At 45.4% G+C, this 14,762-nt stretch carries 11 protein-coding genes and 1 pseudogene; 5 read left to right on the plus strand and 7 right to left on the minus strand.

Going from position 1 to position 14,762, the window contains the following annotated elements:
- From SFV55_RS06325 to SFV55_RS06345, 5 genes and pseudogenes are all read right to left on the minus strand, one after another.
- Window positions 1-108, minus strand: a pseudogene (locus tag SFV55_RS06325) (MraZ N-terminal domain-containing protein); the annotation flags it as partial.
- A gap of 324 nt (window positions 109-432) precedes the next feature.
- Window positions 433-2,031: a gliding motility-associated C-terminal domain-containing protein gene (locus tag SFV55_RS06330; RefSeq protein ID WP_320028632.1), complete on the minus strand. Its 1,599-nt coding sequence runs from the start codon at window positions 2,029-2,031 to the stop codon at window positions 433-435.
- Window positions 2,032-2,420: 389 nt separating this feature from the next.
- Window positions 2,421-3,566, minus strand: a complete 1,146-nt coding sequence (locus SFV55_RS06335; protein WP_320028633.1) for a S1C family serine protease — start codon at window positions 3,564-3,566, stop codon at window positions 2,421-2,423.
- Between the two features lie 147 nt (window positions 3,567-3,713).
- The gene (locus tag SFV55_RS06340) at window positions 3,714-5,000 is read right to left on the minus strand and encodes an asparagine synthetase B (RefSeq protein WP_320028634.1); all 1,287 of its coding nucleotides are present in this window, start codon (window positions 4,998-5,000) and stop codon (window positions 3,714-3,716) included.
- Between the two features lie 136 nt (window positions 5,001-5,136).
- Complete coding sequence (locus SFV55_RS06345) at window positions 5,137-6,426, minus strand: asparagine synthetase B (RefSeq protein ID WP_320028635.1); 1,290 nt, start codon at window positions 6,424-6,426, stop codon at window positions 5,137-5,139.
- 168 nt (window positions 6,427-6,594) lie between these two features.
- Here SFV55_RS06345 and SFV55_RS06350 point away from each other — a divergent pair, with 168 nt between their 5' ends.
- From SFV55_RS06350 to SFV55_RS06370, 5 genes are all read left to right on the plus strand, one after another.
- The gene (locus SFV55_RS06350; RefSeq protein ID WP_320028636.1) at window positions 6,595-8,691 is read left to right on the plus strand and encodes a hypothetical protein; all 2,097 of its coding nucleotides are present in this window, start codon (window positions 6,595-6,597) and stop codon (window positions 8,689-8,691) included.
- 156 nt (window positions 8,692-8,847) lie between these two features.
- Window positions 8,848-9,315, plus strand: coding sequence for a cation:proton antiporter (locus SFV55_RS06355; protein ID WP_320028637.1), 468 nt, complete (start codon window positions 8,848-8,850; stop codon window positions 9,313-9,315).
- A 35-nt stretch (window positions 9,316-9,350) separates the two neighbouring features.
- Entirely contained in the window at window positions 9,351-10,067 is a 717-nt protein-coding gene (locus SFV55_RS06360) for a hypothetical protein (protein WP_320028638.1), read from the plus strand.
- Window positions 10,068-10,140: 73 nt separating this feature from the next.
- Entirely contained in the window at window positions 10,141-11,337 is a 1,197-nt protein-coding gene (gene mpgS, locus SFV55_RS06365; protein ID WP_320028639.1) for a mannosyl-3-phosphoglycerate synthase, read from the plus strand.
- The gene (locus SFV55_RS06370; RefSeq protein ID WP_320028640.1) at window positions 11,334-12,158 is read left to right on the plus strand and encodes an HAD-IIB family hydrolase; all 825 of its coding nucleotides are present in this window, start codon (window positions 11,334-11,336) and stop codon (window positions 12,156-12,158) included. Before mpgS ends, SFV55_RS06370 begins: the two co-directional genes overlap by 4 nt.
- 69 nt (window positions 12,159-12,227) lie before the next feature.
- Here SFV55_RS06370 and SFV55_RS06375 read toward each other — a convergent pair whose 3' ends face one another.
- Both SFV55_RS06375 and SFV55_RS06380 read right to left on the minus strand, forming a co-directional pair.
- A complete protein-coding gene (locus SFV55_RS06375) occupies window positions 12,228-13,946 on the minus strand; it encodes an AAA family ATPase (RefSeq protein ID WP_320028641.1) in 1,719 nt (572 codons plus the stop codon).
- Window positions 13,947-14,223: 277 nt separating this feature from the next.
- Window positions 14,224-14,679, minus strand: a complete 456-nt coding sequence (locus SFV55_RS06380) for a DUF3276 family protein (RefSeq protein WP_320028642.1) — start codon at window positions 14,677-14,679, stop codon at window positions 14,224-14,226.
- Between the last annotated feature and the right edge of the window lie 83 nt (window positions 14,680-14,762).

Here is a 14,762-nt window from a genome sequence, read left to right on the forward strand (position 1 = left end):
AAAGGTGTAGGCTTCGCGCTCACCGAGTTGACTGATCAACCCGCTGGGCAAACGCATTCGACCTTTTTCGTCGATCTTGCATTCGAATTCGCCCAATAGTTTACGCATGGATACACCTTTAGAAGGTTTGTGTGTCCAAAATTAAGGACATTTTCCACAAATTTCCACTTTTACCCACTTTTTTACGCAAATTTTCCAACTTTTTTCCCACTTCCCTTTTTCAAAACTTACAATATCACTACTACAATTACAAAATTCTTTTTTTGATTACACATCGAGGTATTCTGGGATTAGTTGTCCGTGGGAAAAAGTGGGCGTAAAAATGTGTTTTGGGTTCATTTTTCCCCATAAGGTGTACAATAGAAGTGTACTTCGTATTTTTCAATACAAAAATAAACATTTTTTCAATTTAAAAAACCATTATAAACTTTTTTATCGCACCAACTGCACTTCCCCGTAACGGGTTTGTTCCCGGCCATTTTTTAACACTACATTGACCACATAAACGTATAAACCTTCAGGTGCAGGTTTGCCCCGGGAGGTGCCATCCCAATGAGTGGTTGATTCTTCGGATGATAAATCTTTGGCGCTGAATACTTGTTCGCCCCAACGGTCAAATACCCTTAGAGAAACAATGGTGAGTTCGGAAGAATTGGCAAAAAGCCCAAAAGTATCATTCACCCCATCATCGTTGGGAGAGAAAGCGGTAGGCATATACACTTTAAGGTAATCAACATCGAGGTAAACGGTGCTATCACACCCCAAGGTAGAAGTAATTTTTAGGGCATAGCGTCCCGGAGTGCGAATTTGGTGGATGCCTCCAACAGACACAAAATCCCCTTCAAGAATCCGGGTTTGCACCGAATCGATCAAATCGTCTTCCAGATTCAGGGTTAGTGTAACAATACTATCACAATTATAAATGGATTTAAAGGTTTCCACATATACACCCTGCCTGCTGATGTTGCTGTTTTTGAAACGAAAAGAAGCTCCCGGGCAAATTTTGTGCGTCACTGCAGTTTCGTCCACAGGAATTTCGTGGTGATACACCGCAGTGATACGGCAATCATTAGAGGATTCAATCCGTACTTGATAGGCACCTTCACCTTTGGTTACCAGCAACTCTGGTTCAGTTTCCCCAAGCAACGCGATCCCTTCCTTGTACCATTGATAAGAATAACCATTGATGGTAGGCACGCTAAGGATGTGTTTTTCACCACAAGGGTGGTTTTGGGGTGTGATGACGTATTCAAAATTGATGCGCTCGTCCAGAATGAGGTTGTCAAAAAAGTAATAAGTATCGGTGGTCCAGCTGATTTCCGTACAATCGGGCCCAATGGCAATGGCTTTAATGTCTTCTTTAGGCGTGACGTTAATTTCATATTGTTTCCATTCATTAACCCCACCGACAGATACTCGGCCTAATTCTACCCAACCGGGGCCATTCATCGGGCAACCATACCGTTCATTGCCTTTGCCAAAAGGCAGATACTTACAATCCGGGGTACCGTAAAACACCACATCCATTGGAGGGGAATTGACCGCATGTGTAAAACCAATCCAAAATTTAAAGCGGTATGCAGTATTGGCCTTGAGTGGGCCCAACAAACAAGCTCCGGTGTATTCCTTCCATTGTGGGTTTGAGTTTTGTTGCCCAAAAGTGCCATTGCGAAATCCAACAATGGCCTCTCCATCGGGGAAAGGAGTAGGAGCAGGAAGATTGGGTCTGCCAATCCAGCCACAGGTGTGAATGTAATCGGTGGTAGCTTCCGAAGCCTGAATCCAGGTAACCGCGCAGTTGAGTTGAGAACGATCCTGAGGGCAGCAGGTGTATTCTTCAAAGGAAGGGTTAGGAATCAGGGAAATAGGTTCGATCACCTTGCATTTACAATCGGTGGTATCATTGAGATCGATGAATCCGTCTCCATCGTCATCGATAGCATTGTTGCAAATTTCCATTCGGGCATTTTGTGCCGACAAAGACCCCATTGTCAAAAGGGTCAATCCAAAGGCAAGGAAAAGCAGTCTCATAGGCTGTTGGTCATGGATGTAAAATAGATGCGCAATCAGATTTCATTCGGTTCATTGGGCTACACATATTGACCATGTTTTAGGGTTTGTTCAAACCAGCATTTAAGATAGCAGAATTATTGGAAAATGAATTAGTTGACGTTCAGGAATATTAAATTTGGTTGTAGGAGTTACCACAGGGTTCTAGTCAGGGGTGACTGGCCTGTCTTTTTAAAAGTCCGGGAAATTACAGCGGGCGATTTATGAGGGTTGGATTAAGGAGAAGGTTTCACCTTGAAGACACGATGGTAGTTTGAAAGAACGAGGATTCATCACTAATTTTTAACAGAGCTAAAGCGGCATTTTTTTCCTTTGTTGTTAAAAAATGCCGCTTTGAATACTTCTTTGGGTTACTTCGAAGCAGCCAAACGCACTTTTACCTTCACTTCCCGCTGATCCCGCAGCAAGGTAAGCGTCACCTCATCCCCAGCTTGATAGTTCTCCAACTCCAGGATGAGTTCTTCTTTGGTAGCAATCCGTTTGTTGTTCAGGGCCATAATGATATCGCCCAAAACGATGCGGCCATATTCATCTCTACGGGTTGGGCGCAAACCAGCACTGGCCGCGGGGCCACCTTTAACCACGTCCATAACCAGAGGGCCTTCCAATTGATTCCGCTTGATGTCAGAAGTTTCTAGTAGCTCTACCCCAATGGTAGGGCGCATAATTTTGCCGAACTTGATCAATTCTGGTACCGCCCAACGCACTACTGCTACAGGAATGGAAAAGCCAATCCCTGCGGAGGCACCCGAAGGGCTGTAAATGGCGGTGTTTACCCCTATGAGTCGGCCCGAAGAATCCAACAAAGGCCCACCAGAGTTACCCGGATTGATGGCAGCATCGGTTTGAATGGCATCCCGCACGGGGAAGCCACTTTCCGTTTGGATTTCCCGCCCCAGGGCACTGACAATCCCGGTGGTCAAGGTTTGGTCCAAACCAAAGGGATTGCCAATCGCATATACCGATTGCCCGACGCGCAAATCTTCCGAAGTGCCCACCGGGATGGGGACCATTTTACTGTTAGGCGCTTTGATTTTTAGAACAGCAAGGTCCTTCTCAGGTGCAGAGCCCACCAGTTCTGCATCCCAGGTACTGCGGTCGCCCAAGGTTACCTGAGCTTTTGAGGCTCCCTGGATCACGTGATAGTTGGTAATGATGTGTCCATTGCGATCCCATACGAAGCCAGAGCCAGAGCCCTGTGGAATTTCCATCACGTTGCGGGTCCAGAAGTCCCGACGTACCACTGAAGTGGTGATGTAGCATACACTGGGTGCCGCTTTTTCGAACAGATCAATGGTGTGTGATTCTTCAGGGGTCATGCCCTCCCGTACTGTTGCAACCCGAGTAGGCAAGGAGCTGTGCCCCTTTTTGTCTCTGGCCACAACTTCGGTGGCAGATTCTTCATTGTTGTCTTTGTTCCTCCAAGCTGCGCCGGCAAAAAAGGCACCGACCAGGAGGAGGAGTGCAAGTAAAATGCGCATAAAGCCAGATGTCATTGTTTTGTAGTTGAGATGTTAAGGAGTTGAAAAGGTTGAGAAGGTTGAGAAGGTTGAGGCTACCGCGAGCGACTTAGACAAGAACATTTTCAAAATTGCTCGCGGCAGCCTAAACCTTCTCAACCTCCCTCAACCTTCTCAACTTTACTAGGTTTTTCTTTCTTTTTTCTTCGCCGCCGGGAACAGAATATTGTTCAAAATCAGGCGGTATCCCGGGGAATTGGGGTGCAAACTGAGGTCAGTTTCCGGGTCTTCGATGCGGTGCCGGTAATCTTCGGGATCATGGCCACCATAAAAGGTCCAAAACCCTTTGCCAAAAATGCCGTGGATGTAACGCGCTTCGTTGAGGACTTTGTTTTCGCCCAGGATGAGCACATTGTTTTTCAGGTATGGTTTTCTAAATGCCGTAGTTTGGCCCATAAACCCCTTAACTGTCCGGGTATGACATTGGGTAAGGATGCTAGGGACAGGGTCCCATTTGGCCGAAAAATCAAAAAGGCTGAAATAGTCCTGATCGGGGGAAACGTTCCGCATACGCCCCACGTCGATATTCGAAAATGCTCGCTCGAAGGGGCTATTGGCCAAAGTGAAATTTTTAAAGGCAAAGGTTTTTGAAAAATCGATCTTGGTCTGGGCCTGAGGGTCTTCGGGGTCCCCATCGTAAATTTCAGCACAAATGTCTACCCCTTCGGCAGCGAGGGCAATGTCGTAAGTATCGGTAGCCGAGCACATGGCAAACATAAAGCCGCCGCCACCGACAAAGTCACGAATTTTTTTCACCACTGCTAGTTTACATTCGGATACTTTATTAAAACCCAGGCTGCGTGCCAATTCTTCCGATCTCTGTTTGCTTTCTTCGTACCAAGTATTGGAGCGATACCCCCGATGGTTGCGGCCATGCTGCCCGGTAAAATCTTCGTGATGCAGGTGCAGCCAGTCATATTGGGCCAATTTATCACCCACCACCTCCCGGTCATACAACATATCAAAAGGAATTTCCGCGTAGGTAAGCACCAGTGTTACTGCATCATCCCAGGGCTGAATACTTTTGCCGGTCGTAGCATCCACTTCGGGGGAATAAACCGCAATTTTGGGCGCCTTTTCCAATTTCATGGCCTCCATGTTGGCCGCTGGATCGGCAATTTGATTGAGGATCACATTGAATTGAGCGTCGGGAACAATTTCGAAAGATACCCCCCTGGTGAGGCATTCCTTTTCAAAAGCCTTGTTGTGTTCAAAGGCAAAACTTCCTCCCCGGTAATTGAGCAACCACCAGGCCTCGACACCTTTATTCAGCACCCAGTAGGTGACCCCGTAGGCTTTCAGATGGTCTTTCTGTTTGTCGTGCTCCATCGGAAGCAGGATGTAAGCAGCTTTGAGTGGGCCAAGACTCACTCCTATCAACAGCAGGAAAAGGATGTATTTCTTAATCATTTCTACTCTATTTTGAAGGGTGCGTACAAATAGAGAACAATATTGGGGGGAAAGCTGAGGAATTGAGGCTACCGCGAGCGACTTAGACAAGGACTTTGTCAAAATCACTTGCGGTAGCCTAAACTCCTCAATTTTATTAGGTTTTCCGCTCCTTTTTCTTCGCTGCTGGAAACAATATGTTGTTCAAAATCAACCGGTATCCAGGGGAATTGGGGTGCAAGCTCAAGTCGGTTTCCGGGTCGTTGACCAAGTGGCGATAATCCTCGGGATCGTGACCGCCATAAAAAGTCCAAAAACCCTTACCAAAAATGCCATGGATGTAGCGCGCTTCACCGTGGGCTTTGTTTTCACCCAAGATGAGTACATTCGTTTTCAGGTATTGTTTTCTGAACGCGGTGGTTTGGCCCATAAAACCTTTGACGGTGCGGGTATGGCATTGGGTCAACATGGTGGGCACAGGGTCCCATTTGGCCGAAAAATCAAACAGGCTAAAATAGTCCTGGTCGGTGGGTACATCCCGACCGGGTGCCTGCCCGACATCGATGTTGGAAAATTCGTACTCCAGTGGGTTCCGCACCAGGGTGAAATTTTTGAAGGCAAAGGTATTGCTAAAGTTCAACTTGGACTGGGCATTGGGGTCCGCTCCGTCACCATCGTAAATATCGGCACAGATGTCGATACCATCGGCAGCGAGGGCAATATCATAGGTATCTGTTGCAGAACACATGGCGAACATAAAACCACCACCACCAACAAATTCGCGGATCTTTTTGACTACTGCTAGTTTTGACTCTGATACTTTGTTGAAGCCCAAACTACGGGCCAGTTCTTCGGACCTTCGTTGGTTTTCCCGGTACCAGGCATAGGAACTGAAGGAGCGGTAAAAACGCCCGTATTGCCCCGTAAAGTCTTCGTGGTGCAAGTGGAGCCAATCGTACTGGGCCAATTTATCGGCCATTACCTCCCGGTCGTAAATCACATCGTAGGGGATTTCGGCATAGGTGAGCACAAGCGTCACTGCGTCATCCCAGGGTTGGATGCGCTGGCCCTTGGAGTCGACATCGGGGGTATAGACAGCAATTTTGGGAGCCTTTTCCAACTTCATGGCCTCCATATTGGTCTCTGGGTCAGCGATTTGATTAAGGATACCGTTAAACTGGGCATCGGGGACGATCTCAAAAGAAACTCCCCGGGTGAGGCATTCCTTCTCAAAAGCTTTGTTGTGTTGGAAGGCAAAACTCCCTCCCCGGTAATTCAGTAGCCACCAGGCCTCCACCCCATTGTTCAGCACCCAATAAGTAATGCCATACGCCTTCAAGTGGTCTTTCTGCTTGTCAGGCTCCATGGGCAATAACATATAAGCGGCCTTTAGAGGGCCAAGGGTTGCTCCAATAAGCCCCAAAACAAGCAAGCATTTTTTGATCATCACCAAATTCATTTAAGTTCGTATTAAAAAACGAATTTATTACAAAACGAATTTACTGTCTTTTGGGTTGCTTGACGACAATAAATTTTCTCTTGCAACTATAGAGAGCGCAAAATCGTTTATATTTGCTGACTTCACGCTAGATAACCCGACAATTTAGGTACAATTATGGATCGTCTGACTTTTTCTTACCCTGCCTGGTTTATACTCTTTTGCTTGTTGCTAGGACTGGGCTATGCGCTACTCTTGTATTATCGCGATAATAGTTTCAAAGATCAAGCCCCCTGGTTGCGTTGGTTGATGAGCGGATTGCGCTTTTTGGGGGCAAGTTTTCTGGCGTTTTTTTTGTTGTCGCCGCTGTTGCGCTACAAACAAATTGACACGCGCAAACCCATTGTGGTCCTGGCACAAGACGCTTCAGAATCTGTAGGCAATGCAATTGGAAAAACCAAAGAAGAATACCAACAAAAACTCGAACGCCTGCAACGCGATTTGGGCAATGACTATGAAGTAAAGCCCTTTGCTTTTGGTAGTTCAGTACGGGAAGGTTTGCCTGACCAATACGAAGATAAAATTAGCAATCTGGCCGATCTGTTTTCCAATACCTATGACCTATACGGCGGTGACAACTTAGGGGCCATTGTTCTGGCCTCCGATGGCATTTACAACGAAGGCAATAATCCTTTGTATTTGGGTGAAAAAGCCGCAGTACCTGTATTTACTGTAGCCTTGGGCGATACAACCCCCAAAAAAGACCTCGTGTTAAAGCGGGTTTTTCACAATAAAATAGTTTATCTCGGGGATCAGTTCAGCGTTTTGGTCGACATTTCAGCCGTGAATTGTGCAGGGAATACCACCTCCCTTTCGGTGTACAAAGTAGATGGCGGCAAAACGCAGCTGGTGTCCTCCCAACCCTTGAACATCGATCGAAAAGATTATTTTTCCACTAAAGAGATCATCCTCAATGCCGATCAGGCCGGGGTGCAGCGCTACAGAATTGTGGTCAACAAGGTTCTGGGGGAAGCTTCCAGCAACAACAACAGCCAGGATATTTTTGTGGATGTTTTAGACGCCCGGCAAAAAATTCTGCTCCTGGCTCATTCGCCCCACCCCGATATCTCTGCCATCCGCCAAAGTATTTCTGCCAATAAAAATTACCAGGTTGAAGTAGCCGATTTCCGGGATTTCAAAGGCAATGTAGCCACTTATGACTACGTTGTGCTGCATCAATTGCCCGGCAAAGGAGTAGATGCTTCGGGCGTATTGGCCACTTTGGACCGGGAACGAATTCCCCGTTTGTTCATCACGGGTGCTCAAACGGATTATGGTCAGTTCAACCGGGTGCAAAATCTAGTTACCGTTCAAACCGATGGCCGCAATACCAACGACGTACAAGGGCGTTTTGCCGGAAACTTCGCTTTGTTTTTGTTGGATGACAAACTCAAAACCGAGTTCGCTAATTATCCTCCGATCCAGGCACCTTTTGGGGAATTCAAGGTAGGCGGTTCCGCGCAGGTAATGATGTACCAGCGCATCCGCAAGATCGATACGCAATACCCCTTGTTTGTTTTTGGTGAGCAGAATGGTGCGCGCACTGGAGCCCTTTTGGCGGAAGGCATCTGGCGCTGGCGTTTGTTTAACTTCCTCAATGTGGACAACCACGAGTTGTTCGACGATTGGGTGAGCAAAGTGACTCAATACCTGGGGGTAAAAGAAGATAAGCGTAAATTCCGTGTCAATGTGTCCAAAAACATCTACCGCGAAAATGAGCAGGTGTTTTTTGATGCTGAACTGTACAACAAAAGTTACGAGTTGATCAACGAGCCGGATGTACGCCTGGTCATCACCAGCGAAAAGGGCAAGGATTATACTTATACCTTTAATAAATCGGGCAAGGCCTATAGCCTCAATGCAGGTACGCTTCCCGTGGGGAATTACAAATTTGAGGGAAAAGTCAACAGCGGTGGCGAACAATTGAGCTACAATGGACAGTTTAGTGTACAGCCAATCCAGTTGGAACAGTACGAAACTACCGCAGATCATCGCCTCTTGCGTTTGCTGAGTCAGCAATACGGGGGTAAGATGGTGAGCCCTGCGGAAATGAATGACATTCCGGCCATGATCAAAGCGGTCGGTACGGTCAAACCAGTCATTTATGAAAATGCAACCACCAAATCCTTGATCAACATCCGTTGGTTGTTTGCGATATTGTTGTTGCTCATTGCATTGGAGTGGTTTTTGAGGAGGTATTTGGGGAGTTATTAAAAAAAAGTTGAACAGGCAGGATTCAGGATAATTTTGCCTGTTCAAACGGCATTTCTGGTTTTTCAAATGGCTAAGTTGACGAATTAGATTTTCAGTCGCAATACCCGCATAATTGGCAAAGTCTTAACCAAATTTCTGATCTGTTATCTTTACCACATGGAAAACATCTCTACATATACTTTACTTTTTGCGGTTTGTGGGCTGGTCATCCTCTCGTACATGTTCTCCATCGTTAACAGGCTTACCCGGATTCCCTCCGTTTTACTGTTGTTGGGAACAGGTATTTTTTTGCGGTATGTATCTGACTCAATGGGGCTAAATTTTGAAATTCCCCCGATGTTGGTTGAACTACTCGGCACGGTAGGACTGATCATGATCGTGTTGGAAGCCGGGCTAGACCTGGAAGTTACTCGGGATCGATTGCCGTTGATTGGCCGTTCATTTCTGTCCGCATTGGTTATTTTTATCGTTTCATCAATTGGTGTAGCAGGAATTTTGTACTGGTGGTTGCCCGAAACTCCGCCAATCTACTGTTTGGTGTATGCCATACCTTTAAGTATAGTAAGCAGCGCAGTGGTGCTGCCCAGTGTGCACCATTTGAGTCATGAAAAAAGGAGTTCCTGATTTATGAAGCTTCTTTTTCTGACATTATTGGAATCATGGTTTTTAATTTTTTTACAGCGGGGCATCACATTGGAGGTGGGGAGGTTCTTTGGTTTGCAGGAAGTATTGTGGTAGCGCTGGTTTTATCGGTCATCGTTTGCTTCGGCATGGTCTGGCTTTTGGTACAAAACCGGGTAGGCATCAAATTTTTTCTATCCTTTGCTGTTTTGATTGCCATTTATGTGGGCGGAAAAATATTGCATTTACCTGCACTCATCACCATTATGATGTTTGGTTTGGTTTTCAACAACTGGGAATTGATTAAATGGAAACCCCTTAAGCGCTTTTTCTCGGATGAAAGTGTCAACAATGAAGTTCACTTTTTAAAATCCATAACTGCTGAATCTTCCTTCTTAATTCGAACTTTCTTTTTTGTGATTTTTGGATATGGCATTGATTTAGCGTATTTTCAGAACATGCAAGTGCTGCAACTCGGTCTTTTGATTGTTGCTGCGCTGCTAGGTTTAAGATTCATTTACCTACGGATTGTACACCGTTACAACTTATTACCTGAGTTGTTTTACATACCACGTGGTTTGATCACCATCTTGTTGTTTTACAAAATCCCGGAATGGCAGCGCATTGAATCCTTCGACGAAGGGGTGCTGTTTTTTGTTATCTTAGCGACTGGGCTCATCCTGATGCTCGGCGCATTGTTTTATAAGGACCGTCCAATGGAGATTACAGGAATTGATGAGACAAAAAATGTGTAACCGAAGGCTGGGAAGTAGCAGATCACCTTTCTGATCTGATGCTTGTTTTTTCAACTTTTCCAAATTAAACATCATGCGGCTTGAAATTCCTACCAATGCTGAACGCTTTGGAGCTAATCTTTTTTATGAGGTTCAAAAAATCTATGAATTGGAAGGTGGTTATGGTACTGATTCAGAGTTTGATAGTCCCTTTCATGTCATCCAGCAGATTCCTTATGAGCGTTTGTACGAGATTGAGAAAGACCTGGCCATTGTTATTCCTGTAAAAGACGAGCGTTTGCGTTTGTTGGAAGGTGTTTTGTGTGGCATTCCCCACAATTGTTTGCCCATTGTGGTTTCAAATAGTAAAAACGAACCAATCGATCGATACCGCATGGAACGCAATATGGTAGATACTTTTTGCCGCCACGCGAAAAAAAAATACATCATTGCCCACCAACGTTCTGCAGAACTGGCCCGGATTTTTAAGGATGGCGGCTATCCCCAAATTCTGGATGACCAGGGCCTGATCCGCCATGGAAAGGCGGAAGGCATGTTGGCGGGCATTGCCCTGGCACATTTGGCGGGCAAAAAATATGTCGGATTTATTGATTCGGACAATTATTTCCCCGGTGCAGTTTTTGAGTATGTGCGCATTTTCTCCGCAGGGTTATCTCAGGGCAAGTCACCCTACTCGATGGTGCGCATCCAGTGGCACAGTAAGCCTAAAATTGTTGATGGTGAACTTTTTTTCACCAAGTGGGGACGCGTTTCGCGCATCACCAATCAATACCTGAACTTGTTTTTGAGCCACTATACCGGATACGAAAGTGAAGTACTGCGCACGGGTAATGCCGGTGAGCATGCCCTTTCAATGCCCTTGGCTTTGTCCCTGGATTATTCAACCGGTTTTTCAGTAGAAACGCACCATTTTGTTAGTTTGATGGAAAAATTCGGTGGAGTTTTACCAAGTCCAATCCCCGAAATCATGAAAAATGGTGTGGAGGTCTTTCAAATAGAGTCGCGCAATCCACACTTTCATGATGCAGCAAAAGGAGATGATCATATTCAGGAAATGATTGAGTACTCTCTTTCCGTGCTCTGGCATTCTTCCATTTGCCCGAAGAGTTTAAAAAAGGACATTTCCAATGAATTGAGTCGGCTCAAAATTGTAAGTAAAAAAGAGGAACCCATTAAACTTCGGCAATATCCAGTGCTCTCATCGCTTAATTTTACTGCCGCCGCCTGGAAAATTGATTGGCAGGAACATGGTAATTTTTCCCCCTCATGATCCAATTGCCGATTACAAGCGACCAGGCATTGGTGCTCTTCAGTGATCTGGATGGCACCCTGATCGATCACCATACGTACGACACCCGTGCAAGTGAAGGGGCTTTACGCCTGCTGGTCGGTCGGTCGGTGCCCTTGGTATTTTGTTCATCCAAAACTTTTGCCGAGCAAAGCTATCTACAGCGCCAACTGGGCATGCGACACCCCTTTATTTTCGAGAATGGCAGTGCAGTCGCCATCCCCGATGGGTTCTTTCCTGAAAAATGGTACAGTACTGCCCATACTAAAGCGGGTTACGATATTGTTGTATTTGCACATGCTGATGCACTGAATTTGGGTGCTACTTTGCAACAGATTGGGGGGCTCAAGGGGTACAAGGTTGCTTCGGATGCCGAATTGTCCGCAGCAACTGGCCTGAGTGGAGACGCACTTATCCGTGCTCGTGAGCGTTGGTTCACCGAAACCCTGCTTTCGCCTCTGGCTGGAGAACATCTGCGCGAGGTCGAAAATCTACTCCAAGCCGTGGGCTATTCCCTGAGTCGGGGCGGTCGTTTTTTTACGGTGCAGTCTGCTCGGGTCAATAAGGGGAAAGCGGTGCTCTGGATGATGGAATTGTTTCGGCAAAACTATGCTCAAAGCCCGGTTTTTGCAGCGATCGGTGATAGCCCCAACGATGTGCCGATGTTGGAAGTGGTCAATGTCCCTTTTTTGGTACAAAGGCCCGACCAGACCTGGGCTGAGGTAGAAATTCCCCAGATAATCCGCATTGACGCAATTGGTCCCAGCGGGTTTGATAAAACGGTAAAATTACTATTGGAGTAAATGCTAACAGCAAATCCAATGGTAACTTTTGGTTAAGAACATTGAGATTTAACTTTCACACCCACACTTTCACACCCTATTTCCCCATTGTTTCCATTGATACACTTCGCCGCCCAGAAAAACCACATAAAAGCCAAGCACATCGGGGCGCGAAAAACGTTCGCTGCGCATGTATTCATCCAATTGACTTTCAGCTTGCTCGATCACCTTTTCCAGGGTGTTTTTGGCTGATTTTTTGACGTATTTCAGTTCCAGAACAATGTCGTATTTAATGGGACGGTTGGGCATCCTTTCCAGAAAAATATCGGGGTAGCCTTTTTTGCTTTCGTATTCGCTGTGAATGTAATAAGATTCGTAAGGGAACAGGAGGCCGATCATCAAGGTTTGTAAATGTTTCTCGCCGTAGGACAATTCATCTCGGTTGGAATGGTTTTCGGCTAAAACGTATTCTACAATTTTGAAGAAAGGCTCAGGATTGCCTTGGCTGATGAGCGCTGAAATGGTTTGGGCAATCGGCCTTTTGGTTTTGGCGAAGCGGGTTTTGGCTAAAAAAATGGCCGTGAAATACTCAAAGTAGAGTTTTTTGATGACATAATTGGGCACTTCGAAGCGCCAACCGATGTCGGAGACCTCCCTAAAACTGAGCATGCCCATGTAAAAAAGCAAGCTTAAAAAATCGTCTTGGGTAAACTCTGCTTCTAAATTGTACAATCTCGTAAGGGGAAAATCGATGTATCCGTCTTCAACCAGGCTTTCCAGGAGTTCAAATTTTGCTTCTTCTTCGCCCCCAATTTTAAAAATATTTCGTACTTTCCGGTAATCCGAAATCACGTTGGTATCCAGCATCACCTCAGGGTATTTTTGCATGATGCTGTACTCTTTCAAGAAATAAAGCACCATATCCGGGTTGAATAGACGGATATGGACCTGATTGGTAAACCGATACCCATTGTACCATTCTTTCAGGTCGTGCATCATTTCAGGGATTACCTCAAGCGGAATGGAGGATTGATGCAAAATGGCTTCTACTTCTTCATGCGTAAATCCCATCATGTTGTGAAAAATGGGATTCAGGCTGATGTTGTCGCTGATGTTGAATCCGCTGGTCAAAGAGTCCAGGGTGATGGGGGAAACGCCAGTGATGAAAATTCGGTCGATGATCCCTTCCCCGGTTGCTGATTTAAGGCTTTCATAAAATTTGCGCACAAACCCGTTTCTACTTACATCGGATTTGAAACGATCCAGGTCAAAAGACAATAACTCATTGGCAAAATGGTCGTATTCATCAACGAGTAGATAGATTTTGTGGGGAATTTTATTTGACTTGGTGATGCCGAAAATCGTTTTTACGATTGCTTCGGGGCTCGTTTGGGTCAAGATGGTCTGCTTGTCTTCTTCACTGAAAAAATCACTATAAGCGCCTAAAAAAGTACGCGCTCCCAAAATGACATTGGTCAAGAACCCTTGATAAGTGCTTTCGTGAGTTGCGGTATCAATGCGGCTAAATTCAAAACGCAAGACCAGATAAGTATTTGCTGCTTCGGTTGGGTGCTGCCCAATGTACAAATTGCCAAAAAGATTTTGAAATTCAGCTTTATGCTCCAATCCATAATAGTGGTGCAAGGTGCTAATAAACAGACTTTTGCCAAAACGACGAGGGCGCAAAAAAACAGGATAGTTGGAATTCCATTTTTCGAGCTGCTCAATGAAAAAGGTACGATCCTGGTAGAAATAATCTTCCAGCATTAACTTTTTAAAGTCACTTTCTCCATATGGAATCTTGATCATCATCCAGTTATTTGAACGTAAAAGTACAAAATGTTGTTGCTGTTTACAAGTCTACACTAAACGAATGACGAATTCAGTCCCCATTCCCTTCGTGCTATCTACCGCTAAAGGTATTGAGGATGGTAATTGTTACGTTTTTTCAAGAATACGAGTTCTAGTTGTTCAATTCAGGATTAGGGCACTCGCTATAATCTAAAATTTTCGCAAAAAAAAAGGAGAGCATTTGCCTGATCAGCAAATGCCCTCCTTTTTTATCCAAACACATCAATTGTGTGTATTACCAGGCCATATCGTCTTCCTTAAAAGGAGTGCCGGATGGTTCCAGTTTTTTTGCACTAGGCTGAGCCGGAGTGGCTGGGCGTTGTTCTTTAACTGGCTCATCGTCAAACTCTTCATCTCCACGGTCGTCGCGCTCATCAAAATCCTGAGCGTCATATTCTTCGTGCCGACGCGTAAATTCGTCGTAGTCGTATTCTGGCATCAGCTCCGTTTTGATGTATTCGACTACCTCTTGTAGGGAATCCATAAAACGGTTGAAATCTTCTTTGTACAAGAAAATTTTGTGGCGCTCATAGCCATCACCATTGAATTTACGAGTGCTTTCGGTAAGTGTCAAATAGAAATCTTCACCCTTCGTTTTGCGAACGTCAAAAAAGTACGTCCTTCTCTTACCCGCGCGGATTTTCCTCGAATACACGCTCTCAAATCTCCGTTGGTTTCTCTCGTGATCCACTGCTTTGGTTGTTTTAATTTACCGGATAAATAAGATTACCACTGTACAAAAGTAAGTAATTGCCTGAATAATCAAAGAATTCG

Origin of the sequence: Haliscomenobacter sp. (genome assembly GCF_033763495.1) — a bacterium.
Classification (GTDB): Bacteria; Bacteroidota; Bacteroidia; order Chitinophagales; family Saprospiraceae; genus Haliscomenobacter.